At 68.1% G+C, this 24,580-nt stretch carries 21 protein-coding genes; 9 read left to right on the top strand and 12 right to left on the bottom strand.

The window, feature by feature from the left end; translation table 11 throughout:
- Window positions 1–19: 19 nt before the first annotated feature.
- The 4 genes from AC4EEV_RS19495 to AC4EEV_RS19480 are packed head-to-tail and all read right to left on the bottom strand — an operon-like array spanning window position 20 to window position 5,602.
- Window positions 20–1,798 (bottom strand): multicopper oxidase family protein, encoded by a 1,779-nt coding sequence (locus tag AC4EEV_RS19495; RefSeq protein ID WP_491329759.1) that lies wholly within the window; start codon window positions 1,796–1,798, stop codon window positions 20–22.
- 60 nt (window positions 1,799–1,858) lie between these two features.
- Entirely contained in the window at window positions 1,859–2,737 is an 879-nt protein-coding gene (locus AC4EEV_RS19490) for an SDR family oxidoreductase (protein WP_491329758.1), read from the bottom strand.
- A gap of 38 nt (window positions 2,738–2,775) precedes the next feature.
- A complete protein-coding gene (locus AC4EEV_RS19485) occupies window positions 2,776–4,347 on the bottom strand; it encodes a succinic semialdehyde dehydrogenase (protein ID WP_491329757.1) in 1,572 nt (523 codons plus the stop codon).
- 1 nt (window position 4,348) lies between these two features.
- Window positions 4,349–5,602 carry an alpha/beta hydrolase family protein gene (locus tag AC4EEV_RS19480; RefSeq protein WP_109864020.1) on the bottom strand — a complete coding sequence of 418 codons (1,254 nt, stop codon included), beginning with the start codon at window positions 5,600–5,602 and terminating at the stop codon, window positions 4,349–4,351.
- A gap of 157 nt (window positions 5,603–5,759) precedes the next feature.
- Between AC4EEV_RS19480 and AC4EEV_RS19475 the strand changes: the two genes are divergently transcribed.
- The 9 genes from AC4EEV_RS19475 (at window position 5,760) to AC4EEV_RS19435 (ending at window position 15,826) form a co-directional block, all read left to right on the top strand.
- Window positions 5,760–6,251: a hypothetical protein gene (locus AC4EEV_RS19475; RefSeq protein ID WP_026264401.1), complete on the top strand. Its 492-nt coding sequence runs from the start codon at window positions 5,760–5,762 to the stop codon at window positions 6,249–6,251.
- Between the two features lie 59 nt (window positions 6,252–6,310).
- On the top strand, window positions 6,311–6,784 hold the full coding sequence (gene msrB, locus AC4EEV_RS19470) for a peptide-methionine (R)-S-oxide reductase MsrB (RefSeq protein WP_018761128.1): 474 nt from the start codon (window positions 6,311–6,313) through the stop codon (window positions 6,782–6,784).
- 165 nt (window positions 6,785–6,949) lie between these two features.
- Window positions 6,950–8,317, top strand: a complete 1,368-nt coding sequence (locus AC4EEV_RS19465) for a DUF6421 family protein (protein WP_109864022.1) — start codon at window positions 6,950–6,952, stop codon at window positions 8,315–8,317.
- Window positions 8,314–9,042, top strand: a complete 729-nt coding sequence (locus tag AC4EEV_RS19460) for an SDR family NAD(P)-dependent oxidoreductase (protein ID WP_018761126.1) — start codon at window positions 8,314–8,316, stop codon at window positions 9,040–9,042. Before AC4EEV_RS19465 ends, AC4EEV_RS19460 begins: the two co-directional genes overlap by 4 nt.
- Window positions 9,043–9,082: 40 nt before the next feature.
- Window positions 9,083–10,180: a threonine aldolase family protein gene (locus AC4EEV_RS19455; protein WP_491330913.1), complete on the top strand. Its 1,098-nt coding sequence runs from the start codon at window positions 9,083–9,085 to the stop codon at window positions 10,178–10,180.
- 66 nt (window positions 10,181–10,246) lie between these two features.
- Complete coding sequence (locus AC4EEV_RS19450) at window positions 10,247–10,897, top strand: DUF3000 domain-containing protein (RefSeq protein ID WP_109864024.1); 651 nt, start codon at window positions 10,247–10,249, stop codon at window positions 10,895–10,897.
- 39 nt (window positions 10,898–10,936) lie between these two features.
- Complete coding sequence (locus tag AC4EEV_RS19445; RefSeq protein ID WP_018761123.1) at window positions 10,937–12,271, top strand: HRDC domain-containing protein; 1,335 nt, start codon at window positions 10,937–10,939, stop codon at window positions 12,269–12,271.
- A gap of 118 nt (window positions 12,272–12,389) precedes the next feature.
- Complete coding sequence (locus AC4EEV_RS19440) at window positions 12,390–13,670, top strand: thiolase family protein (RefSeq protein WP_491329756.1); 1,281 nt, start codon at window positions 12,390–12,392, stop codon at window positions 13,668–13,670.
- Entirely contained in the window at window positions 13,667–15,826 is a 2,160-nt protein-coding gene (locus AC4EEV_RS19435; protein ID WP_491329755.1) for a 3-hydroxyacyl-CoA dehydrogenase NAD-binding domain-containing protein, read from the top strand. The genes AC4EEV_RS19440 and AC4EEV_RS19435 overlap by 4 nt, the downstream gene beginning before the upstream one ends.
- Before the next feature lie 51 nt (window positions 15,827–15,877).
- On the opposite strand, the gene AC4EEV_RS19430 is transcribed toward AC4EEV_RS19435, so the two are convergent.
- The 8 genes from AC4EEV_RS19430 to dxs all read right to left on the bottom strand — a co-directional run bounded on the left by AC4EEV_RS19430 (window position 15,878) and on the right by dxs (window position 24,490).
- Window positions 15,878–17,449, bottom strand: coding sequence for an ABC transporter ATP-binding protein (locus AC4EEV_RS19430; RefSeq protein ID WP_491329754.1), 1,572 nt, complete (start codon window positions 17,447–17,449; stop codon window positions 15,878–15,880).
- Window positions 17,442–18,230, bottom strand: coding sequence for an energy-coupling factor transporter transmembrane component T (locus AC4EEV_RS19425; protein WP_491329753.1), 789 nt, complete (start codon window positions 18,228–18,230; stop codon window positions 17,442–17,444). Before AC4EEV_RS19425 ends, AC4EEV_RS19430 begins: the two co-directional genes overlap by 8 nt.
- Window positions 18,231–18,240: 10 nt before the next feature.
- Entirely contained in the window at window positions 18,241–19,092 is an 852-nt protein-coding gene (locus AC4EEV_RS19420) for a hypothetical protein (RefSeq protein ID WP_018761118.1), read from the bottom strand.
- A 182-nt stretch (window positions 19,093–19,274) separates the two neighbouring features.
- Entirely contained in the window at window positions 19,275–20,324 is a 1,050-nt protein-coding gene (locus AC4EEV_RS19415; RefSeq protein ID WP_491329752.1) for a nucleoside hydrolase, read from the bottom strand.
- 34 nt (window positions 20,325–20,358) lie between these two features.
- Window positions 20,359–21,336 (bottom strand): aldo/keto reductase, encoded by a 978-nt coding sequence (locus AC4EEV_RS19410; protein WP_109864031.1) that lies wholly within the window; start codon window positions 21,334–21,336, stop codon window positions 20,359–20,361.
- Between the two features lie 9 nt (window positions 21,337–21,345).
- On the bottom strand, window positions 21,346–21,906 hold the full coding sequence (locus AC4EEV_RS19405) for a hypothetical protein (RefSeq protein WP_491329751.1): 561 nt from the start codon (window positions 21,904–21,906) through the stop codon (window positions 21,346–21,348).
- Window positions 21,903–22,520 carry a DUF402 domain-containing protein gene (locus tag AC4EEV_RS19400; protein WP_018761114.1) on the bottom strand — a complete coding sequence of 206 codons (618 nt, stop codon included), beginning with the start codon at window positions 22,518–22,520 and terminating at the stop codon, window positions 21,903–21,905. Before AC4EEV_RS19400 ends, AC4EEV_RS19405 begins: the two co-directional genes overlap by 4 nt.
- On the bottom strand, window positions 22,517–24,490 hold the full coding sequence (gene dxs, locus AC4EEV_RS19395) for a 1-deoxy-D-xylulose-5-phosphate synthase (protein ID WP_491329750.1): 1,974 nt from the start codon (window positions 24,488–24,490) through the stop codon (window positions 22,517–22,519). Before dxs ends, AC4EEV_RS19400 begins: the two co-directional genes overlap by 4 nt.
- Between the last annotated feature and the right edge of the window lie 90 nt (window positions 24,491–24,580).

Raw genomic sequence — 24,580 nt, 5'->3', positions numbered from 1 at the left:
AGGGGCTGGGAGCCCCCGGCTACTCGATCAGGTACCGCTGCATCATGTCGTTGTCCTCGTGCTCCAGGATGTGGCAGTGCCAGACGTATTCACCCGTGAAGGAGGTGCCCATGGCCAATGGGGCTCCTCCTGCCGCGGCCGCACCGAAAGGCACGCGGATCCGCGTTACTTCGCCAGGCATCGCCACCACGGTGTCCTTCCATCCCTGTTCATTGGCCGGCGCGGCCTTGGGACGGCCGATCAGGAAGGGCTTGACCGGTACAGCGCACCCCCTTCCGGGCGTGACGAGTCCGGTTTTGGGGTCCACGAAGTCCGAGGCCTCAAGGTAGGAGTCGGCATCAAACTTTTGCCGGTTGAGCACCTGGAACTGGGTGAAGTGAAGGTGGATCGGGTGGGCGTCCACGGTGGTGTTGATGAGCTCCCACTGCTCAAGTGTGTCTTGCTTCACTACCGTGATGTCGGGGCTGTCGAACATCCTGTTGTTCAGCAGCGCCATGATGGGAACGTCATCCGCGTTCGCCACTTCCACCAATGCCATGGACCTGGTCGCCACGGTGGGCAGTTCCACGAGCCGGGTGAGAGGCTCGGACCGCAGCTGGGCCGGCAGCGGCACCGTGTAGCCGGAGTGCGCCAGCACGGTGAACTGCATGATCTGTGGGAGCGGGATGGCGCCGCGCTGGACAGATTCCGGCCCGTTCGGGAAGGGCACCCGGGCGCTGTTGGCCAGGACCACCTTCGAACCTGGCTTCAGCCCGGCGAAGTCCACCACAATGTCTGCCCGCTCACCGGGTCCCATCACCAGCCTGTTGAGCCTGACCGGGGCGTCCAGCAGGCCGCCGTCGGACCCTATCTGGTGGAAAATGGCCGCGTTGCCGTCCGCGATGAATGTGAAGTCGTAGAACCGCGCGTTGGAGCCGTTGAACATCCGGAAGCGGTACTTGCCGCGGGCCACGTCCAGGTTGGGCCGGCATTTTCCGTTGACCGTGGCAACGTCGCCGAAGAACTCAGGGGCCCAGGGCCGGGCCGTTCCGTCTGCGCCCACCAGGTCAGGGTTGGGCGGGTAGGCAAACGAGCCGTCCTGGTTGAACATGCGGTCCTGGATGACCAGCGGCAATTCATATGGCGGCGGTGGAAGATGTGTCCCGTCGCCGGTGTCGATGCCCGTGCTGCGGTTGTCCCGGAGCAGGTAGCCACCAGCCAGCCCGGCGTAGACATTCAGGCGGGTGAGGCCCAGCGCATGGTCGTGGTACCAGAGGCCGGCCGCATCCTGGGTGTTGCCATAGTGGTAGGTGTACGAGGCGCCGGGCCGGAAAGTCTGTCCAGGGCCGCCGTCGGACGTTGGTGCAGTGTTGCCGCCGTGGAGGTGGACAGCCGTCCTGGGAGATCGGGCGTCGTTGCTGCCGGGCGGGACCAGCTCGGGGTCGATGGCGAAGGCAAGGGGATGCCGCCCAATATCGTTGTGGACGGTGAGGCTCAGGGGCGTACCCTTCCGGGCAATGATGACCGGCCCGAGGTAACTCCTGGATGATGCAGCGTCCTGGTACGTCAGCGTGTCGGTAAGGCCCATTTCGGCCTGGAAGCGGTGGCGGGAGTTGCGGGCCCACAACTCAAGGTTGCCGCCGGACCGCATGTCGATAACCCCCAGGTCGGCGAGCGTGGGAAGCTGCTCCGTAAAGGTGCCGGGCGGGGAACCAGGGGCCGCCAGTCCCGGGCTGGCCCCGGATCCATAAGCCTGGGTCAGAACACCTGCACCGGCCACAGCGCCGGCCTGCAGCAGTTGTCGTCGTGTGATGCGCATTTTGGGGCCCCATTTCTTCGCAGCGGTATCCCCCCTTGGGCAGCAGGATAAACCTGTGCTTTAGTCCGTCATAGGGTCCCGGGTCCCCTCTGTAAGGGGGTGGGCCACCCCGGTATTCCCTCCAGTCCGCCCCGCGGCCCGGCCGGTGAAATGGTCCATGGTTTGGTTGACCCCCAGCACGTCCATGACCCGGTCGAAGACGCCAACCGGAAGGATCCGCAGCACGGGCAGCAGGTTGACGACCGGCGGCAGGAACAGCTTGCGGCGGCCGGCCTCGACGGCGTCAAGGACGCGGCTTGCCACCTGCTCTTCGTGCAGGATGGGCAGGAGCCGCGGCCACCGGGTCCGGACGCCGTCGAACATCCCGGTGTCAATGTAATAGGGGCAGACCACCAGGGTGTTGACCGGCGTGTGCGCGGCCCGGAGCTCGGCGCGGAGGGACTCGTCGAAGCCGAACGCGGCGAACTTGCTGGCAGAGTAGTCCGTCTGCCGGGCGACTCCAACCAGTGCGGCAGCACTGGCGACAGTCACCACGGTCCCGCGGCGCCGGCTCACCATGCCGCCAAGGAACGCGCGCGTGACCCAGTACAGGGAAAGGACGTTGACCTGCATGGTCCGTTCGATGTCCTGGTCCGCGGCCTCCAGGAGCCTCCTGCCGCTGACCACGCCGGCGTTGTTGACCACAATGTCCACGGACCCTGCCAGTTCTGCGGCAGCCTTGACGGCCTGGTTGTCGGTGACATCCACGGCCTGTGAATCGGCGGCGCCGCCGGCGGCGCGTATTTCGTCGCGGACTGCTGCACCCCGTTCGGCGTCGACGTCCCAGATCACCACCCGGCTCCCGCGTGCGGCGGCACCAAGCGCCAGGCGCCGGCCCAGCCCGCGTCCGCCTCCCGTGACCAGCAGCGTTGCACCGGAAAGCCGGGTTCCTTTGGCCATGTCATTCCTCCTGGGATGTCGGCGCCTTAGACACTGTCCTAGCGGCCTCTGGGAAGTCGGCCCATCAGGGTGATGGCCCGTTTCATGATGCGGGCGTATGCCTTGTTCGACATGCCGGCGGCCGGAGCCACCCGCAGCAGCCGCTGCACCGCAATGGTCTGCGGCTCGGTGTACTTCAGCATGCCTTCCCGGCCGTGGCGGCGCCCGGCCCCGGAATCCTTCATGCCGCCGATCGGTGCGTCATGGGAGGCCCAGGTGGCGGCATAGCCTTCGTTGACGTTGACCGTGCCCGTCATCAGCCGGCGGCCAACCTCTTCGCCGTGGCGGGCGGACCAGACGCTGGCGTTCAGGCCGAAGTCGGAGTCGTTGGCCTGGGCGACTGCTTCGTCGTCGTCGGCAGCCCGGTAGATGGCAACCACCGGACCGAAGGTTTCTTCGCGGGCCATAAGCATGTCGTCGGTCACGCCTGCCAGGACGGTGGGTTCGTAGAAGAGCGGTCCAAGGTCAGGCCGCCGGCGTCCACCGGCCAGAAGTTCAGCGCCCTTTGCGAGCGCGTCCTGGACGTGGCGGTCCACCCGATCGACCTGTGCCTGGCTGATAAGCGAGCCCATGCCGATGTCCCAGTCGGGGCCCGGCCCCAGGCGGATGGCCTTCACCCGGGCGGTAAAGGCGGCCACGAAGGGGGCGTGGACTGCCGCGTGCACATAGATCCGTTCAATGCTGACGCACAGTTGGCCGGAGTTTGAAAAGCAGGCGTGCACCGCACCCGCGGCCGCCCGGCCAACGTCTGCATCTGAGAGCACGAGCATGGGATTCTTGCCGCCGAGTTCGGCGGAGAAGCCGATGAGCCGGGCGCTGCACTGCCGGGCGACGGTCTTGCCGGTTTCCGACGATCCGGTAAACATCAGGAAATCGACCTGCCCGATCATCGCGGGGCCAATCTCCGTGCCGGGCCCCGTCACCACCTGGAACAGGGCTGCCGGAAGTCCGGCATCCCGGAGCAGCCTGAGCATCAGGAGGGCCGTGAACGGCGTCTGCGAATCCGGTTTCAAGACGACGCTGTTTCCGGCCAGCAGCGCAGGAATGGCGTCCGAGACCGCGAGCGTCAACGGATAGTTCCACGGGCTGATGACGCCCACCACGCCCTTGGGCAACAGATATTCGGTGGTGCGGGTCAGGACCGGCAATGCTCCCTTCCGGCGGCGCGGCCGGAGGTACCTTTCCACGTTGCGTTGGTAGTAGTCCGCCGTCATCACGACGTCCGCAAACTCTTCGAAGGCGCTCAACCGCGATTTTCCGCTTTCGGCCTGGACCAGGTCCAGGACGTCCCGCTCCCGGTCCAGCAGGAGCTCCCGGAACCGCCGGATGACTGCCCGGCGTTCGGCAACCGGCATGGCCGCCCAGCTACGCTGTGCCTCGCGGGCCGTGCCGACGGCGGTTTCGACATCAACGGTGCTGCATACCGGGACGTCCCCTACCGGCGAGCCGTCGAACGGTGCATTCGTGGCGTGCCGCGGGCGGCCCGGAGCCGCGGACACCAACCCTTGGAGTCCGGCAGCCAGGTCCCGGCCGCGGGCCGTCAAGGCGGCGACGCCGTCCGGCGCGCCCAACTCAGGCTCCGGCCGGGGTGACCCGGCCAACCGATCCCGGATTGAGCCGGGGTGCGAGTTGTTGCCGGAGCCACGCTTTGACCAGGCGCTCCCAGCGGTCCGGGTCAACATTCCATTCCTTGGTGTGCCGCGCGTGGTTGAACGTCTCGAACGTCACCATTTCGGGGTTGCGCTCGGCCAGCATGGCTGAAGGTCCATAGGGCACGTACTCGTCATCCACGCTGTGGATCACGAGCGTGGGGGTCCGCAGCTCGACGGCACGGGACACCCAGTCCATGATTTTCAGGTCAACGGGAGCCGAGAGGCCGGTGAGCCGGCGTCCCAGCGGATGGCCCAACATCAGTTGGCCGTACCGGCCCACCAGCGAGGGGATCCGGTTCAGCTGGGCGTGGTGGGCCAGCACCGTCACCCAGTCGATGACCGGCGCATCAAGCACCATGGCCCGGATCAGGTGCCGGTAGCGGGACAGGTCCGCAGTCTGCAGGCAGATGGCCCCGCCCATGGACCAGCCGAACAGGACCACTTCCTCTGCGCCGTTGGCCAGGGCGTACTCGATGGCGGCTTCGATGTCCTGCCATTCCGTTGAGCCCAGGCCGTAGCGCCCGTCATCGGCCGATGGCGCCAGGCCGTCGTTCCGGTACGACACCAGCAGGCTGGTCAGGCCCAGTTCCAGGGCCGGGCCCACCGCGCGCAGGGCTTCCTGCCGGGTTGCGCCGCGGCCGTGGACCATGATGGCCCACGTCCGCGCAGCCCCCTTGGCCCGCACCAGCCAGGCGGGCGCCTCCCCGCGCTCCACGGGGATGGGCACATCCTCGAACGGAATCCCGGCCGCGGCCGGGTCGGGATAGGTGGCGCCGCTCCACCATCCCCAGCGAGCCGATGCGAGGTCCCCGCTGTAGACGGCTTCCACCTCGCGCAGGACTGTCCGCTCCGCGGGCGAGTAGGACACGATCCGGCCGATCCGGGCGTGGCCCTTGCCGCCGTCGAAAAAGAAGCCGTACACACCGTCAACGGTGGTGTCGTCGTTGGCTGCCAGGATCACCTGTTGTTTGTGGCCGTCACGGATGACGGCCAGGACTTCCTTGTCCGCCGTGCGCTGCCGCGCCGGAGTAATTACCCTGCGCGCGAAGTAGACGGCCAGGGCGGAGGAACCGGCTCCCAGGAGGCCGGCCAGTGATCCGCCGGCAATCGCGCCGCCCACTGCCCACTTCGCTCCCGGCGACATCCCGCCGGAATCCCGGGTGGGTGCAGTCATTGCAGGGCGCGCTCGCCGGAAAGGTGCCATGGCTCTATTCTTACCGGCGTTGAGTCAGATACCCGCATTCCCTGCCGGCCGCGGCATGCCCTGCGGCAATCCGCCGGTGTCCGCGGGGCGCGGTGCAGGCGTGCACGGGCCCGACTAGGCTATGGCCATGAGTGATCCAATCATCATCCTGACAGAAGAACCCCTGGGCGCGGACGACCGCCTGAACATCGAACAGCTCGTGGACGGGTCCGACAGCAGCCTGGTGGTCCTGGTGCCGGCCAACACCGAGCGGCACCTGCTGGTGGACTTCCTGGAAAACCTCTCCATGCTGGACGTGGCGAAGGCGTTCCGGGAGCTTGCGGGCGGCACTCCGGATGACGCCACCGAGCGGGCTCATGCGGATGAGACGCTCGCAGCCTCCCTCGCAGCACTGGCGGGGCTGGGCTCAGGGGTCACCGGACAGGTGGTGGCCGGCAAGGCGGTGGACAGCCTCGTCGCCAAGGTCAAGGCAACCGGTGCCTCGCAGGCGGTGGTGATCACGCGGCCGCATGCCGTGGCGGATACGTTCCACACCGACTGGGCCAACAAGGCCCAGGACCAGCTCGGCGTTCCCGTCCTGCACCTGTACGCGGGTTCGGGATTTATCGGCGACTCCTGAGCGTTGGTATTGCCATGAGCATCTTTGGAAACAGCATTTTCGGTCATAAGGCAACGGGCATGGTGGATGTTGGCGGGCAAGCGGACACCACGGCAAGCGCGACTGAATCGCCCGTGCAGAAAAGCGATGCCCAATGGCGGGAAGAACTGACGCCGGAGGAGTACCGGGTCCTCCGCCAGGCCGGCACGGAACGTCCCTACACCGGCGAATACTGGGACACACATACGGCTGGGGTCTACCAGTGCCGCGCCTGCGGGACTGAACTGTTCACCAGCAGTGAGAAGTTCGATTCCCATTGCGGCTGGCCTTCCTTCTGGGCACCCCTGGCCGAGGGAACCGTGCGGTACATCCACGACCGGACCTTGGGCATGGACCGCGTGGAGGTCCGCTGCGCCGCGTGCGACTCCCACCTGGGCCACGTGTTTGAGGGGGAAGGCTATGGCACTCCCACCGACCAGCGGTACTGCATCAATTCCGTGTCCCTGCGGCTCGTGCAGAAGGAAAACGCGGACGACGTTCCGTCCGGGAACTGAAGGACTCCCCTGAGGCCACCGATCAACCAGTTCCATGCAGGCCTCGACGGTCGTGAAAGCACATGGAGACCAACAGTTTCTTACGCTCAGCACTGCCAGGCATAAGTCATTCTGGTTGCTTGTTACGCTCGCCAGAGAAGCAAGCAACCAGAAAGGCAGCCGACGATGACAGAGGCCCTGACCACCGCTGTGGCGGGAATTTCCGCCCGGAACGAAGACTGGCTCCGGCTCAAGGGTGCCGCGACCGCCCTGCAGGCCCTCCAGGCCCAGGACGGCTCGGTTCCCGAGGCCGGAAACCACCCCGAGGCCTCCCGGCAGGTGTCCGCCATCGTCGACGCCATCGAGGCCCTCGCTCCCGCGTTCCCCCACGACGCGGCCTACCTGGACGCCCTTCGCCAGGACTTCTCCGTGTGGGCTGCCGGCGGGTTCGCCGTGCCTGACTTCCTGGCCTCACTGCTGGCGTTCCAGCCCCAGCAGCAGCGCCAGGATGGCCTCCAGCACCTGGTGGTCTTCCCCATGTATACCCAGAACGGCAGCAGCCACCGGCTGGTGGAGGCCGTGCTCATCGAGGTCATCTGGCCCGAATTCATTGCCGGGCTGGAGGCCGGGGATTATTCGAACAAGCTGTTCGTCCCCATCCGTTTCCTGGACTTCACTCCCGGCTACGACACCAACTCCGCCGTGCTCTTTCCCGAGACCGTGGCGGTCAGCCAAACTCCCACCTTCACCTGGGGCGCCATCTTCGCAGACCGCGAAGCAGCGAGGTTCCGCCGCGTCCTCAAGGCCGCGGCGGACATCACCTCGCTGGAACTGCCGCCAGGCGCCGCCGAGCTGCTGGCCGACCAGGACCTGACCGAAGCCACCTTCGTCATGTGGGACCTTATCCACGACCGGACCCACATGCGCGGCGACCTGCCCTTCGATCCGTTCATGATCAAGCAGCGGATGCCCTACTTCCTGTACTCCCTCGAAGAACTTCGCTGCGACCTCACGGCCTTCCGCGAATCTGTCCGGATTGAGAAGGACGACGACGCCGACCCGCAAGCCCGGCGCCATGCGAAGCTGGTGCAGTACGCCATCATCTTCGACCGGATCTTCCGCTTCGCCATCACCGGCAGCCGGGTCAGGAACTATGACGGCCTGGGCGGCCAGCTCCTCTTCGCCTGGCTCCACCAGCAGCATGTGCTGCACTGGACGGACACCCGCCTGACCATCGACTGGGACGAGGTCGCAGACGCCGTGATCGCCCTGGGCGAAAGCATCGACGAACTCTACTGGCGCTCGATCGACCGGCCCAAGACAGCACACTGGCTGGCCGCGTATCAGCTGGTGTCGGCTACCGTCACCCCCAACCCGGCCTCCGTCTGGGCCAAGGGACCTGACGCCCTGCCGTTGGCTGGAACCCCGCGCGGACTGACGGACCAGGTGCTGGACGACGAATTCCCGCTGTCCATGTTCTACGAAGCATTGGAGAAGAAGATGCGCCCGGTCATCGATTCGACCGCGGGAATCACCGGCCGGTCAGCACTGTGAGCCAGTTGCCGGACGGCACGGCATTGACCGTCCTGGTCGCCGGCGGCAGCGGTGCGTCCGGAATTGCCGTTGCCCGGGCCCTGGCCGCCGCCGGGCACCGGGTAGCCACGGTGGGTTCTGATGCAACCCGCATCAAGGCGGCCGCAGGGGAGGCGGGCGACGGCGTCACGCCCTTCACGTGCGACCTCGCCGAGATGGCCGGGGTCCGCCGGCTGCGCGATGACGTCGGGGACGCCTTGGGGACGGTCGACGCGGTGATCCACCTGGTGGGCGGCTGGCGGGGCGCCACGGGCATCGCCGACCAGTCCGACGACGACTGGGAGTTCCTGGAACGGAGCGCCATCACCACCCTGCGCAACGTCTCCCGCGTCTTCTTCGACGACATCGCCGCCTCCACGCACGGCCGCTTCGCGATGGTGTCCTCCACCTCACTCGATAAGCCCACCGCAGCGGTGGCCAGCTACGTGGCCGCGAAGGCAGCCGCCGAAGCCTGGACCATGGCCATGGCGGACGGCTTCCGAAAGGCTTCGAAGGACGGGGGCGGGCAGGCAGCCGCTGTGGTCCTGGCAGTGAAGGCCCTGGTGGACGACGGACTGCGCCGCAAGCATCCGGAGCGGTCCTTCCCGGGGGCGACGGACGTGGCTGACCTCGCTGCCGCCGTCGTCCGGCTGCTCGGCACCCCGGCCGCCGAACTGAACGGTGCCCGGCTCCGGCTGGCGGACTGACCGCCGCGACTGTCCCTACACTGAAAGCGTGAGCAATCCAATGACGACAACAGCAGAAACACGCGCCCCGCAGCGGCTGCACGACCCCGGCGTGCGCGGGTTTGCCTCCGACAACTACTCGGGGGTCCACCCCGAGATCCTGGCAGCCCTGGCCGCCGCCAACGAAGGGCACCAGGTCTCCTACGGCGAAGACGACTACACCGCGCGGCTGCACGAACTGATGGTTGACCACTTTGGCCCGGGCATCGAATGCTTTCCGGTCTTCAACGGCACCGGCGCCAACGTGGTGTCGCTGCAGTCGCTGCTCCCCCGCTGGGGCGCCGTGGTATGCGCCTCCACGGCCCACATCAACATGGACGAGAACGGCGCACCGGAACGCATCGGCGGCCTGAAGCTGCTCCACGTCCCCACCCCCGACGGCAAGCTGACGCCGGAACTCATCGACCGGGAGGCCTGGGGCTGGGGTGACGAGCACCGCGCCCAGCCACTGGCAGTCTCGATCACCCAGACCACGGAACTGGGCACCTGCTACACCCCGGAGGAGGTTCGGGCCATTGCCGACCATGCCCACGCGAAGGGCATGAAACTGCACATGGACGGGGCGCGGCTGGCCAACGCGGCCGCCCACCTGGGCGTCCCGCTGCGGGCCTTCACCAGCGATGCGGGCGTCGACATCCTCTCCTTCGGCGGCACCAAGAACGGGCTGCTCTACGGGGAGGTGGTGGTGGCCCTGAACCCGGAGGCGGCCCACGGCCTGGTGTACCTGCGCAAAATGGACATGCAGCTTGCCTCGAAGATGCGATTCCTGTCCACCCAGTTCATCGCCTTGCTCGAAGGCGACCTGTGGCTGCGTTCGGCCTCGCACGCCAACGCCATGGCCACCCGGCTCCGCGCCGCCGTCGACACCATCGACGGCGTCCGGCCCACCCAGGACACGGAGTCGAACGGCGTATTTGCCGTCCTTCCCCCCGGCGTGGCCGACCGGCTCCGCGGCTCCTTCCGTTTCTACGACTGGGATGAGGCAGCCGGCGAAGTCCGGTGGATGTGCTCCTTCGACACCACGGAGGAGGACGTTGATGCCTTTGCCGCCGCGATCCGGCACGAACTCCGGGACTACCGGGACGGCCGGACCGGGTGACCGGGTGACCGGCCCGCGACGGCGAGCCTTCCCGCGGTGCCGCGTCCGGCCCCGTAATCTGCCAAGGTGAACGCACTTGACCAGGTTCCCCCGGCTTTCGTCCATGCCTTGGGAACCCTCAGGAAGGCACAGTGCCGCAGTGAACTGCGCCTCGCCGAGATCCCGGCACCCGCCCGCCTGGCACCCTTCGCCGTCGCTCTGGGCGCCGAAGTCATGGCGCCCGGCGCCGGCGCCCCCGCAACTCCGGTGCACGGCCCGGCAGCCATGGCCTTCGCCTCGGCCCCGGCCTCGGGGGACGAGGACGAAACGGAACTCGCCACGGGGCGTTTCATCCTGCTCCACGACCCCGACGGCTCGGCCGTCTGGGACGGCGAGTTCCGCATCGTCACCTATATCCGCGCTGAACTCGAACCGGACATGGGCAATGACCAGATGCTGGGGACCGTGGCCTGGACCTGGCTGGTGGAGGCGCTCGAAAACCACAAGGCGGCCTACCGGGCGGCCGGCGGCACCGCCACGCGTGTCCTCTCCGAAAGTTTCGGCACCCTGGCCGGCCGCCCGGGCTCCATCGACATCGAACTCCGGGCCTCCTGGACACCGGATTCCTCCGACGTCCAGGCCCACCTGGAGGCGTGGTCGGACATGGTGTGCACCTTCGCCGGGCTGCCGCCGCTCCCCGACGGCGTCACCGCCCTCCCGCACCGGCGCCGAAGCTGACCGGGCTTTGACGGACCTGCCCGGTAAACTGGGGAAACCATGACCCCAAACATTCCGGAAAACACCACAGCCGGCGTCCCGGCTGCTGCTGCCGCACCCCATATCACCGTGGAGGGCTTCGACAGCCCCATCCCCGAAATCATCGACCTTGACTCGCCCCGCGACGGCGTTCCCCTGGTCATCGAAACGCAGTCCGGGCTGGAACGCTGCGCCGCCGCCATCGCCGCCGGCACCGGACCGGCGGGGGTGGACGCCGAGCGCGCTTCCGGATTCCGCTACGGCCAGCGGGCGTTCCTGGTCCAGATCCGTCGCGAAGGCGCCGGGACCTGGCTGATTGATCCCGAACCCTTCGGGAACCTGGGCATCATCAATGACGCCCTGCGCGGTGTGGAGTGGATCCTGCATGCCGCCAGCCAGGACCTGCCCTGCCTTTCGGAACTTGGCATGTGGCCGGACAAGCTCTTCGACACCGAACTCGCCGCACGCCTGGCCGGGCTGCCCCGGGTGGGCCTTGCCGCCGTCATCGAGCAGCTGCTGGGGTTCGGGCTGGCCAAGGAGCACTCCGCGGCCGACTGGTCCACCCGCCCGCTTCCCGAACCCTGGCTGCGTTATGCCGCCCTCGACGTCGAGGTCCTCACGGAGCTGCGCGAGGAACTCATTGAACTGCTGCAGGCTGACGGGAAGCTGGAGTACGCGGAGCAGGAGTTCGCCGCCATTCTTGCTGCCGGGATCGCTCCCCCGCGGGTGGATCCTTGGCGGAAAACCTCAGGCCTGCACCAGATCCGGGACCGCCGGCAGCTTGCCGCGGTCCGGGAGCTCTGGCTTGAACGCGACTCCCTCGCACAAAAGCGCGACGTCGCGCCTGGCCGTCTCATTCCGGACTCCGCCCTGGTGGCAGCGGCCAAGGCCATGCCCGCCACGGTGCCCCAGTTGCTGGGAACCAAGGGCTTCCACGGCCGGGCGGCGCAGCGCGAGGCACCGCGCTGGCTCCGGTGCATTGCCGCCGCGCGGGACCTCGAGGACCTGCCTCCCCTGCACCTGGCCACCAACGCCCCACCACCGCCGCGGGTCTGGGCAGACCGGGATCCGGAGGCCGCCGCCCGGCTGGCCACCGCGCGGCCGCTGCTCCAGGAGAAGGCCGAGGAACTGAAGTTGCCCCTGGAGAACCTGCTGACGCCGGACTTCCTGCGGCGCGTGGCCTGGCGCCCGCCTGCCGAGGTCACGGAGGAAACCATTTCCGCCGAACTGCAGACGCTCGGTGCCCGCCGGTGGCAAGTGGAACTGGCGGCACCGCTGATCGCGGCGGCTTTCCTGAACCCGCAGCCGCTGCCGCCCAGGGAGCCCAAATCCGCTGCCGCCGCGGACGACCAGTAACCAAGGCCTCCGGCCCTTGCGGCCTAAGTTACTCACGAGTAACATCGGTGGAACCGACGCCATGCTGCTGCCGTCCTCCGGCATGCATCCGGCGCTACGTCTCGATGAGGAGTTACACGTGAGCCAGCACGGAAGCGGCGCATCCCCGCGCACTGTCCGCGACGTCGTCTTTGTGGACGGCATCCGCACACCCTTCGGCAGGGCCGGCGAGAAAGGAATCTACGCCGGGACCCGGGCCGATGACCTGATCGTCAAATGCATCCGCGGCCTGCTGCGCCGCAATCCGTCCCTTCCGGCGGAGCGGATCGATGAAGTAGCTGTCGCCGCCACCACCCAGACCGGGGACCAGGGGCTCACCCTCGGCCGGACCGCCGCGCTGCTGGCGGGACTTCCGCGCACGGTCCCGGGCTTTGCCATCGACCGGATGTGCGCCGGCGCCATGACCGCCGTGACCACCACGGCAGGCAGCATCGGTTTTGGCGCCTACGACGTGGTGATCGCCGGCGGAGTGGAGCACATGGGCCACCATCCCATGGGCTCCGGCGCAGACCCCAACCCGCGGTTCATGTCCGAGCGCCTGGTGGACCCGGCGGCCCTGAACATGGGCAACACCGCCGAAAACCTGCACGACCGGTTCCCGGCGATCACCAAGCAGCGTACCGATGCCTACGCGGTGGCCTCTCAGGACAAGCTTGCCGCCGCCTACCAGGAAGGCAGGATCCAGCCGGACCTGGTTCCGGTGGCCGCCCGGAAGCCGGGCCAGGGCTGGACCGTCCACAGCAAAGATGAACCACCCCGCCCCGGCACCACGATGGCGGACCTCGAATCCCTTCGCACGCCCTTCCGCGCGCACGGCAGGGTCACCGCCGGAAACGCCGCCGGGCTGAACGACGGCGCGACAGCCGCTGTCCTGGCGTCCTCCGAGGCCGCCGTCGAACTGGGGCTGCCCGTGAAGATGCGGCTGGTCAGCTACGCGTACGCCGGCGTGGAACCCGAGGTCATGGGCATCGGACCGGTACCGGCCACTGAGAAGGCCCTCAAGAACGCCGGCCTGACCATCGACGACATCGGCCTGTTCGAGATCAATGAAGCTTTCGCCGTGCAGGTCCTAAGCTTCCTGGACCACTACGGCATTGCCGACGACGACCCCCGGGTCAACCGCTACGGCGGGGCGATCGCCGTGGGCCATCCGCTGGCATCATCAGGAGTCCGGCTGATGATCCAGCTGGCCCGACAGTTCGAGGAGGACCCCTCGGTGCGCTACGGCATCACCACCATGTGCGTGGGACTGGGAATGGGTGGCACAGTGATTTGGGAGAACCCGCACCACCCCGACTACAGCGGAGCCCCCTCGGGGCAGACCGCCGCCACCACCGTTTCCGAAGGAGCCACCGCATGAGCGCCGCAGATTACCGCAAGTTGGCGGATCTTTTCCCCAACGAAACTGTCACCCACTCCTACGTGCAGGACATCGTCCTTCCGGGCACGGACGGCAAGCCGGGACCTGGCACATTCGCCCTCATCACCCTCGATAACGATCTCGACCACACCAAACCCACCACCCTGGGCCCCAACACGCTGGTGGAACTCGGTACGGCCCTGGAGGGCCTGCGCGAACGTGCTGTTCGCGGCGAGATCGTGGGCGTCGGCGTCACCGGAAAACCGCACTACCTGGTGGCCGGTGCGGACCTCTCCGCGGTGAAATCGCTGGAAAAGCGTGAGCACGGCCTGTGGATGGCACAGCTGGGCCACGACGTCTACGCCACCCTGGCCAACCTTGGCGTCCCCAGCTTCGCCTTCATCAACGGGGCAGCGCTGGGCGGTGGCCTGGAAATCGCCCTGCAGTCCACGTACCGCACCGTGTCCACCGGCGCCGGGGCCCTGGCCCTGCCGGAGGCATTCCTTGGCCTCGTTCCCGGGTGGGGCGGCGTCTACATCCTCCCCCGCCTGGTGGGCCCGGAGAACGCCGTCAAGGTCATGATCGAAAACCCGCTCAGCAACAACCGGACTTTGTCCGGCCCGCAGGCGTTCGCGCTGGGCATCGCCGACGCCCTCTTCGAACCCGCGGATTTCCTGGAACAGTCGCTGGCATGGGCCGCGGACGTCATCTCCGGCGGCGTCGTTCCGGAACGCGCCAACGCCGTCGACCCTTCCGCCACCGGGGTGGAAGCCCGCTGGCAGGCCGCAGTTGCGGCCGGCCGCAAGTTCGTGGAGGCCAAGACGTCGGGCGCGTCGCCGGCGCCGGGCAAGGTCCTTGACCTCCTCGAGGCCAACCGCACCATGACGGCGGCGGAGTCCGCCGCCGTTGAGTGCGAGACGCTGGCCGAGTTGATGCAGACCGATGAGTTCCGCTGCACCGTGTACGCGTTCCTGGACCTGGTGCAGAAGCGCGCCAAGCGGCCCGCCGGGGCGCCCGACCGCAAACTGGCCCGCCCCGTCACCAAGGTGGGCGTGGTGGGCGCCGGACTCATGGCCGGCCAGCTGGCGCTGCTCTTCGCACGCCAGCTCAAGGTGCCCGTTGTGCTGACGGACATCGACCAGGCCCGCGTTGACAAGGGCGTGGCCTACGTCCATGCAGAAGTGGACAAGCTGCTGGGCAAGAAACGCCTCAGCCAGGACGCTGCCAACCGCACCAAGGCGCTGGTGACCGGCTCGGTATCCAAGGACGCCTTTGCGGATGCGGACTTCGTGATCGAGGCGGTCTTCGAAGAACTCAGCGTCAAGAAGCAGGTGTTCAAGGAGGTTGAGGCGATTGTCTCGCCGGAATGCATCCTGGCCACCAACACGTCCTCGCTGTCCGTGACGGCGATGGCCGAGGACCTGGAGCACCCGGAACGCCTGGTGGGGTTCCACTTCTTCAACCCCGTGGCCGTGATGCCGCTGCTGGAGGTTGTCCGCGCCCCGCGGACAGACGACGCCGTGCTGGCCACTGCATTTGAACTGGCGAAGGCCTTGAAGAAGAGCGCCGTGCTGGTCAAGGATGCGGCCGCGTTCGTGGTCAACCGCATCCTCCTGCGGCTGATGGGAGAGGTCACCGCGGTATTCGATGAGGGAACCCCGGCCGAGGTGGCCGACAACGCCTTGCGGCCCATGGGACTTCCCATGACCCCCTTCACGCTCCTGGCCATGGTGGGCCTCCCCGTGGCACAGCACGTCCAGGAGTCACTGCACGCAGCATTCGGCGGACGCTTCCCGGTCTCCGCCAACCTGGCTGCGCTCATCGACAACAACGTCAAGGCGCTCTGGGAAACTGCACCTGACGGCACCCGGGCTATCCCCGCCTCCACCCTTGAACTGCTGTCCTTCGGCTCCAGCCCCTCCACCGGGGAGCAGGTGCTGCGGCGCGTCCAGGATGCACTGGCCGAGGAGATTGGCCTGATGGTGGACGAGGGCGTCGTGGCAGGACCTGAGGACGTGGACCTGTGCATGATCCTTGGCGCCGGCTGGCCCCTGTTCCTCGGTGGCATCACGCCTTACCTGGACCGGGTGGGAGCGTCGGAGCGTGTGAACGGACGGCGTTTCCTGGCCCCCGGCGTGGCGTCCCGCCCCGCCTAGGCGCTTCGGTCCAACCTGGCCATCCCCACCAGGCGCTGCGGGCGGGGATGGTCAGGCAGGAACCAGGCGGCCGCCGTCGAGCGCCAGAAGGCGGTGGGCCGCCGAACGTGCGTAGCCCAGGTCATGGGTAACCAGCACGACGGCGGCGCCTTCCGCGGCTGCCCGGCGGACGGCTGCATCCAGCAGGGCCAGCCCGTCGCCGTCCAGCGCCACAGTGGGTTCATCCAGTGCCAGGACGGCCGGCTTGCGCGCCAGGACGGTGGCCAGGGCCAGGAGGCGCTGGGCTGACGCCGGCAGTTCGGCGGGGTGTTCGCGCGCAGCGCCTGCCAGCCCGACTGACTCCAGCGCCGCCGCAGCACGGCGGGCTGCCTGGGCCGGACCCACCAGGCGGTCAAGGCCAAAACCGACCTCCCGCACGGCGGACCGTTCGAACAGTTGGTCGCGGGGCTGCTGGAACAGCAAGCCCACCGAGGCCGCCGTCCGCCCCACGGGTGCGCCGGAGATGTTGGCACCCCGCACCTGCACCGACCCCGCGCTGGGGCGAAGCAGTCCGTTGAAATGCCGCAGGAGGGTGGATTTTCCCGCCCCGTTGGGTCCGGTCACCGCGACGATCTCCCCCGGATGGACGGCAAGCTCGACTCCCCGCAGCACGGGTGCAACGCCACCCGGATGCCCCGCTTGAACAATTCTTCGCCGCCACCTGCCGGCCCCCGGCCCGCCCGGGTACGCGAAGTCGACACCCCGCAGCTCCAACGCGGGGGTACCCGTCTGCGGCACCACGGGACGGGGTCCGGCAACCGCTGCCGCCGCGGCGGCGGGGCGGCGGATGGCCGGCGGCACCACCCCGGAGCAGGCCCCCATGGCGGCGGGCGGACCGCTCGCGGTGACGGTCCCCCCGGACAGCACCACCCACGTCCCGGCCTCCAGGAGCAACGGATCGATGGACTGGCTAAGGATGACGACGGCGGTCCCCCGGGCCAGGAGGTCCCGCACCACAGCGGCGAGCCCGTCGGCGCCGGCCGCGTCAAGGGAGGCGAACGGCTCGTCCATGACCAGCACCGGCGGCCCGGTAATGATGGCGCAGCCGATTGCCAGCCGGCGGAGCTGGCCGCCCGAGAGCCGGGCCGGGTCCTGTTCCAATTGATCGTGCAGGCCCAACAACGCTGCGGTGCGCCCCACCGCGGCTTGCATGGCGGTACGTTCCATCCCGGAGTTCTCCAGGCCGAACGCGAGTTCCTCGGCCACGGTGGACCGGACGGTGGACAGGACCGTGGCTGCATCCTGTGGAACGAAACCCACGTGCCGGCCCCACTGGGCGGGATCGATCCGAGGGTCGTCGGGGCCGCCGTCGAACTCGAGCCGGGAACCGGACAGCTCCAGGAAGCCGGCCAGCGCTCCGTGGCCACCCGGCGGCAGCCACGCAGCCATCAGGCGGCCCAAGGTTGACTTGCCGCTGCCGGAGGCACCCAGGATCGCCGTGAAGGAACCTGCCGTGAAGGAAACCGTGACGTCGCGCAGGGCCGCTGTTTCGTCGTCGTGGAATGTGAAGGACCGGATGCCGGCCGCCAGGACCGGGAGGTTGCCGTGAACGGCGGTGTCGGCGTCCCTCAGGCGCTCAGGCACTGGCACCTGCCTGTACCAGCCGCAGCACCAGCGCCGCCGCGGCCGCCAGCACCAGGACGGCCCGTGCCGTGCGCTGCAGCCGCGAGTCGGGCACTTCCCGGTAGCTGGTGCGGGGTCCGGTGTTGCTGAGTCCCCGTGCTTCCAGGGCCGCGGACCGGGTGCCGGCATCCTCCACCAGGGACAGGACCAAGGGGACAGCCTGGAGCCGGAACGCGGCAAGCCTGGACAGGAGGTTCCGTGTCACTACCAGCCCCCGCGACTCCTGGGCCTGGCGGATCCGCCGCGCCCGGGCGCTGATGGCCGGCAGCAGGGTCAGGGTGGAGGCCAGGACGAACGCAAACCGGCCCTGCACGCCGCGGGCGGACAAAGCCGCCACGAGGTCCGGGAGGCTGACGTTGAAGGAGAAGACCAGCAATGCCAGGACCACGGCGCCCAGCTGGAGGATCCGCTGGCTGGCGAACCCGAGTCCTTCCGCCGTGACCCGCGCAGGCCCCCATGCGGCCAGGACGGTGGTCCCCTCGGGGAAGAACAGCCCGTGCATCATCAACAGTGACAGGCCCAGGGGAACCAGGATTGCCGCGGCGGCAGCCAGGACGCGGCGGGCGGTCCCGCCTGCCGCCGAAAGACCCAGGGAGGCGCCAATCACGGTGAGCGACAGCGGCCAACTGCCGGCCGCCGTCGTGATGACCGCTGTACTCCCGGCAGCAGCCAGCAAGGTCAGCGGATTCAGGCGCACCGGCCTGGCCGGTCCGGCGGCACTGCGTTCAGGGGATGCGGTCACGGCGGTGCGGTCAGTGGTCCCGGGCAGCGCCCTGTGCCGGCGCCTCGGTGGTCCCGGCCGGGGCCTTGCCTGCCAGGACACGGTGGCGGCGCAGGAACGGGAACTGCTGCCGGGCCCTGCGCGGCAAAGCATAGACGAGGATGGCCACGATGGTGAACACGATCGCCTTGTCCATGGGGTCGGAGATCAGTGCCTGCTTGGTGATGGCCGCCAGGAGGGTGTCACCCATGGCACGGAAGGCGCTCACGATCGCGCCGGTGGCCACGCCCGAGGTTCCGCCGAAGACAAACGCGGCCACGGGGGCAGACACCACACCGGCGATGATGCCGGTGACGAAGCCGGCCACCGGGGCGAGGTAGAAACGGCGGAAGAGGCCGTAGCGGGCGGCGAGCCCGGCCAGGCAGCCGATGAGTGCGGCGCCTGCCGCGAAAGGCAGCACGGTGGGGTTGAAGAACGACCAGACGATGCTGCTGAGGGCGCCGGTGGCAGCGCCCGCGGCGGGACCGGCCAAGACGGCGATCAGCACGGTACCGATGGCGTCAAGGTAGAAGGGCACCAGGGTGCTGCCGACGAACTGGCCCAGCACGATGTTCAGGACCAGCGCCACCGGGATCAGCACCAAGGTGGATGCGGGAAGCGTGGGCAGGACGGCCGCGATGAGCAGGACCGCCCCGGCCAGGAAGCCGGAGAGTGCGATCAGGGCCGAGGCACTGCCGGGGCCTCCGGTGATGTCCGCGGGCTGGTTCAGGACCAGGTAGACGTAAGTTGCGGCGATGGCCAGGGCGCCGAGGATCTCCAGCAGCCGGCGGCGGCGGGCCGCCGGGCGTTCCTGGGACGGAAGCGTCAGGGAGGGCGATGACATGGGAAATGTTCCTTCGGGTGCGGGCAGTGGCCCGGCAGAACCGGGCTGGGGTGGGGCTGCCTATGTCACCTCGGCAGCAGCCGGCGGCAACTGCGCCGGGCCGGTCCGTGGCCCATTCTACCGGGCATTTCGGGGGTGGAAGCCGGCCGCGGTCCGGTAATCCTTCGCCGCCTGGTGGGCAGTCAGGCCGGCAGCCAGGCCAGCGGCCGTCCCAGCCGCCGGGCCAGGCCGCCGACGGCGGACACCAGCTCGCGGAAGGCCTGCTCCGGGCTGTTGCCGGAAACAATCCTGGCGTTCGGCGGAGCGCCCCATAGTCCGCGGAAATCGGCCACCGTGGTTCCCATCAGCAACGGCGAGCTGGTTTCGACGTCCACCGTGGCCGGGCGGACGTCGTACTCGAGCGTGCCGGCGGCAACTCCGGCGGCGAAGAAATCATGGACGTGCGCCACATAGCCCTGGCCGTACAGCCGGTGGAACTCGAAGTAGAACCGCAGTGCGTCGGACAGATGGCGGATGAGGGCGTTGCCGGACGTGCTGCGCAGGCCCTCAGGCTGGTCCGGCAGGACCAGTTCCGGCACGGCTGCACCGGCGGCCTCGGCGAGTTGCCGGACGTGTTCCGGGCGCAGCTCCATCCGCTCGGTGGTGTCCAGCGAACAGACGATCGGCAACTTGGCCAGCGGCTTGCCGCGGTACGCCGCGAACACCTCCTTGGCCGCGTGCGGGTCCACATGCGTGTTCCACTCGGCCGTCGGGGTGGTGTTCCCCTGGTGGTAGAAGCTCCCGCCCATGATCACCACGCCGGCCAGGAGGTCCGGCAGGCCGGGCTCCCGGCGGAGTGCCAAGGCGAAGTTGGTCAGCGGCGCCGTGATCAGGGCGGTGAGCTCCCCCGGCCTGGCGCGGGCGTGTTCGATCCACAGGTCGACGGCGTTCCGCGCCGAGACCTGTCCGGCGGGCTCGGGCAGCACCGCGTATCCGATCCCCTGCGGCCCATGCGTTTCGGGGGTGGTGGTCAGCGGAATGGACAGCGGCCCGCGCGCCCCGATGGCCACCTCGACGCCCGGCCTGCCGCACAGCTCCAGCAGTGCCAGGGTATTGCGGGCCACCTGGTCGGCGTCCACATTTCCCGGTGTCGCAGTGACGGATACGAATTCCGTCTCCGGCAGCGCGGCGAGGTAGGCCAGGGCGAGGGCGTCGTCGATGCCGGTATCGACGTCGAGCAGATATGAGGTCACAGTCGCGGTACGGGGCGTGTGGGTCTCCGGTGTCCTAGAAGAGTGCAACCTTGGGAACGGTGGGGAAAATCGCATCCAGCTCTGCGAGGTCTTCGGCCGTGGGCTGCCAGTCGGCGGCCGAGGCGTTCTGGCGGACCTGCTCCGGTTTGGTGGCACCCGCGATCACGCTGGCCACGGACGGCTGTGCAGCCAGCCAGGAGAAGGCCACCTCCACCTCGGTCAGGCCGCGTTCCTTGGCAAACAGGCTGAACCGGCCCAGCTGGTCCCAGTCGGCGTCCTCCACCATGTTGGTGCGTGTGTGGCTGAGGCGGGAACCGTCGGGCGCGTGGCCGGGCGCGTACTTGCCCGTGAGCAGGCCGTTGGCCAGCGGGAAATAGGGCAGGACGCCCAGGCCAAGGGCTTCGGCGGCGGGGGTGACTTCCTGCTCTGCCCGGCGGTCCAGGAGGTTGTAGTGGTTCTGGGTGGAAACGAAGCGTGCGCCGCCGAGTTCCCGGGCCACGTACTCGGCCTGGGCGATCTGCCAGCCGGCCCGGTTGGAGTGGCCGATGTACCGTACCTTGCCGCTGCGGACGAGGTCGTCGAGAGCGGCGAGGGTCTCGTCGATGGGCGTCAGCGGGTCCGGGGTATGGAACTGGTAGAGGTCGATCCAGTCGGTGCCGAGCCGCCGCAGTGACGCTTCGACGGACTGGATGATGTAGCGGCGCGAGCCCCGGTCACCGAAGTCGGGGCCGTTCGCGCCCTTGGCGTCCATCCCGAACTTGGTGGCCACCACAGCCTGGTCCCGCCGGTTTCCCAGCGCCTTTCCCAGCATGGTCTCGCTCAGTCCCGGTTCCCGGCCGTAGTTGTCCGCGACGTCGAACAGCGTGATCCCGGCCTCCAGGGCTGCGGAGACGACGGCGTCCGTGCCTTCCTGCGACTCAGTGGCGGTGTTGGCGCGGCCCAGGTTGTTGCATCCGAGGCCCACCGTGGAGACGGTGAGGCCTGATTTTCCAACGCGGCGGTAACTGGTCACGGACGACTCCTAGAGGCTGAAGCTGTTGGCGGGCTTGGCTGAGTGCTTGAGTTTGAACTGCCCGGGTTCGGTATAGGGGGCGGCACCAATGCTGAGCTTGGTGAAGTCAAGGTCCTCGCCGCGGGCGCACACCTTGATGGCATTCACGGCCTTGTTCACCTCCGGGCAGAGGCAGAAAATGTTGAGTTTGTAATCCGTGAACTCAGACCGTTCCACCGTTCCAAGGCCCCGCCAGGCAAGGTGGCTGATGAGGGCATCCTTGGCCTTCTGCTCCAGGTAGCGGTCCCGCTCCGTGCCCTCCCTGGTCTTGAGGCCGAACTGGGCCACCACCCAGGACTGCTCCTCGTTGGGGATTTCGGCGTAGCCGTCCTCCTGGCACTGGGCTGCGAAGGCATCCAGCAGGCTCTCGGCACCCTCGGCGTCGCTGACGTCGGTTTCCTCGGTCTTGCTCTGGTGCCCCACGACGCCGAAATTCATGACGAACTGGGAGTACTCCTCATCGAACCAGGCTTCCCGGAAGTGGAGGGTGCCCTCGTCGTCGCGCTTGTAGACCCTGACTATGCCGCTCATATGCGTCCCTTTGTAAACCATTCAACGTCGGTACCGTCGAAAGGCGCCTGCTGCGCCTTCACGGCATGGAAAAGCTCATCCGCGGCCGCCTGGATGTCCTCGACCAGCCGTTGGGGGTAGCGCATGGACACGCTGTGCTCGGCGAATTCGTCTTGGTCGTCGATGAAGACGCCGCGAGATTCGGTGCGGATCACGTCCAGGTCCATGTCGATCACATGGAACTCCGTGACGGCGGGCCGGATGTCCGTCCATTCGTGGCCCACGGCGAGGTCGATGTAGAGCCGCACGCCGGCGGGATGGGCAGAATCGTAGAACGTGGCCACCCAGTCGCCCTGCCGCGGCACCAGGAGCACGGCGTCCGAGCGCGTATAGAACGCGGCGCCGGGGCGCGAACAGAACTCGTTGGTGCCCTGGAAGATCCACCAGCCGTGCCGGTCTTCGCCAAGGTACCGGCCGGGGACCACCCAGTGCGCCTTGCCGTTCCATTTCCGGTTGCGGGAGACCACCAGCTGCCCGGGCTGGAGTTTGCCGGGCACGCGGGTGGTGGTGGTATGCAGAACCGGCCCCGACTCCCCCACGGCCCCCGGGTATTTCAGTGCGTCTTCGTCCCTCACAGGATCGGGAGGCTGCCAGTGGTGGGGTGCTGCTGCCCGGGCAGGGGACGCGCGAACGGGACCTTTGTACCCAAAACCTGCGCGACGATGTCGTGCGTTATTTGCTGGGCGGTGAGCCCCACGCGCTCCATGACCTGGGCGCGGGTGCCGTGGTCGAGGAACTCGACGGGCAGGCCAACCTCGTTCAGGGCGGTGTCCACCCCTGCTGCGCGCATTTCCTGCCGGATGCGGGAGCCGACTCCGCCGGCCCGGACGCCGTCCTCGATGCAGACCACCAGGCGGTGGTGCGAGGCCAGCGCGATGATGGAGCGGCGGACCGGGAGCACCCAGCGCGGATCCACCACTGTGCTGCTGATGCCTTGGGCACCGAGCCGGTTGGCGACATCGAGGGCGAGCTCGGACATGGCACCCACGCTGACGATCAGGACGTCGTTCTCCGTGGATCCGGAGGGTCGGCGGGCCAGGATGTCAACGCCGTCGCTGAGCCGTTCGAGGGCGTCCACTTCGGGACCCACGGATCCCTTGGAGAAGCGGACCACACTGGGCGCGTCGCTGATGGCCACCGCTTCCCGCAGTTCTTCCCGGAGGCGGCTGGCGTCGCGTGGTGCGGCGAGGTGGAGGCCAGGAACGATCTGGACCATGGCCATGTCCCACATGCCGTGGTGGCTGGCGCCGTCCGGGCCGGTCACGCCGGCGCGGTCCAGCACGATGGTGACGCCGGCCTTGTGGAGGGCGACGTCCATCAGCAACTGGTCGAAGGCCCGGTTCAGGAAGGTGGCGTAGACGGCGACGACGGGGTGGAGGCCGCCGAACGCCATGCCGGCAGCAGCGGTGAGGGCGTGCTGCTCTGCGATGCCGACGTCGACGACGCGTTTCGGGTGCTTGACCGCGAACTTGTGCAGGCCCACCGGGATCAGCATGGCGCCGGTGATGCCGACGATGTCTTCACGTTCGTCGGCAATGGCGGCGATCTCGTCGGCGAAGACGGACGTCCAGGACTGCGCGCCGCCGGTACCCGTTGGTTCGCCGGTTTCGGGATCGATGATGCCTACCGCATGGAACTGGTCCGCTTCATGGGCGCGGGCCGGCGCGTAGCCATGGCCCTTTTCGGTCATGGCGTGGACGATGACCGGGCCGCCGTAGTTCCTGGCGGTGGAGAGCGCATGCTCCATGGCCTGGAGGTTGTGGCCGTCCACCGGTCCGATGTACTTCATGCCGAGGTCCTCGAACATGCCCTGCGGAGCCCACCAGTCCTTGATGCCTTTTTTCATGGCGTGCAGGCTCTTGTAGGTGAACTGTCCTGCGGGGCCGCCGTTCTGGAGCTTCTTCTTCCACCAGTCCAGGGCGCCTTCATAGGCGGGTGCGGCGCGGAAGGAGTCGATGGTGGGGCGCAGGGACGCGAGGTAGTCGGCAAATCCGCCCACGGTCGGGGCGTAGGAACGGCCGTTGTCGTTGACTACGATGACAACCCGGCGTTTCTTGTCCGCGGCGATGTTGTTGATGGCTTCCCAGGCCATGCCACCGGTCAGGGCGCCGTCGCCCACGATGGCCACCACGTGCCGGTCGCCTTTGCCGGTGAGCTGGCGGGCCCGGGAGATGCCGTCCGCCCAGGACAAGGATGAGGATGCGTGCGAGCTTTCCACGATGTCGTGTTCGGACTCCGCGCGTGAGGGGTAGCCGGAGAGGCCGCCTTCCTGCCGGAGGGTACTGAAGTCCTGGCGTCCGGTCAGGAGTTTGTGGACGTAGGACTGGTGGCCCGTGTCAAAGACGATGCTGTCGCGGGGGGAATCGAAGGTGCGGTGGACGGCCAGCGTCAGTTCCACCACGCCAAGGTTGGGTCCGAGGTGTCCGCCCGTCTGTGAGACGTTCGTGATCAGGAACTCCCTGATCTCCGAAGCCAGCTGCTCCAGCTGTTCCTCGGTCAACTCGTTCAGGTCCTGCGGATTCCGGATGGTGTCCAAGATTCCCAATGACCCCTCCTTCGGGTGGTAGACGTGCCGTTTAACTCTAACGCCTTGGCTTGGTTGCAAAGCCGAAGCCCCGGCTGGTCGGTGACCGGC

It is taken from the genome of Pseudarthrobacter sp. MOO14 (genome assembly GCF_058267675.1).
The sequence above is the reverse complement of the archived record's forward strand: the minus strand, read 5'-3'. Positions and strand labels throughout refer to the sequence as shown.

Bases quoted from the DNA above. Each gene is read 5' to 3' on its own strand.
- AC4EEV_RS19495 (WP_491329759.1), bottom strand. From the start codon at position 1,798: ATGCGCATCACACGACGACAACTGCTGCAGGCCGGCGCTGTGGCCGGT.
- AC4EEV_RS19490 (WP_491329758.1), bottom strand. From the start codon at position 2,737: ATGGCCAAAGGAACCCGGCTTTCCGGTGCAACGCTGCTGGTCACGGGA.
- AC4EEV_RS19480 (WP_109864020.1), bottom strand. From the start codon at position 5,602: ATGACTGCACCCACCCGGGATTCCGGCGGGATGTCGCCGGGAGCGAAG.
- AC4EEV_RS19475 (WP_026264401.1), top strand. From the start codon at position 5,760: ATGAGTGATCCAATCATCATCCTGACAGAAGAACCCCTGGGCGCGGAC.
- msrB (WP_018761128.1), top strand. From the start codon at position 6,311: ATGGTGGATGTTGGCGGGCAAGCGGACACCACGGCAAGCGCGACTGAA.
- AC4EEV_RS19465 (WP_109864022.1), top strand. From the start codon at position 6,950: ATGACAGAGGCCCTGACCACCGCTGTGGCGGGAATTTCCGCCCGGAAC.
- AC4EEV_RS19455 (WP_491330913.1), top strand. From the start codon at position 9,083: ATGACGACAACAGCAGAAACACGCGCCCCGCAGCGGCTGCACGACCCC.
- AC4EEV_RS19445 (WP_018761123.1), top strand. From the start codon at position 10,937: ATGACCCCAAACATTCCGGAAAACACCACAGCCGGCGTCCCGGCTGCT.
- AC4EEV_RS19435 (WP_491329755.1), top strand. From the start codon at position 13,667: ATGAGCGCCGCAGATTACCGCAAGTTGGCGGATCTTTTCCCCAACGAA.
- AC4EEV_RS19420 (WP_018761118.1), bottom strand. From the start codon at position 19,092: ATGTCATCGCCCTCCCTGACGCTTCCGTCCCAGGAACGCCCGGCGGCC.
- AC4EEV_RS19405 (WP_491329751.1), bottom strand. From the start codon at position 21,906: ATGAGCGGCATAGTCAGGGTCTACAAGCGCGACGACGAGGGCACCCTC.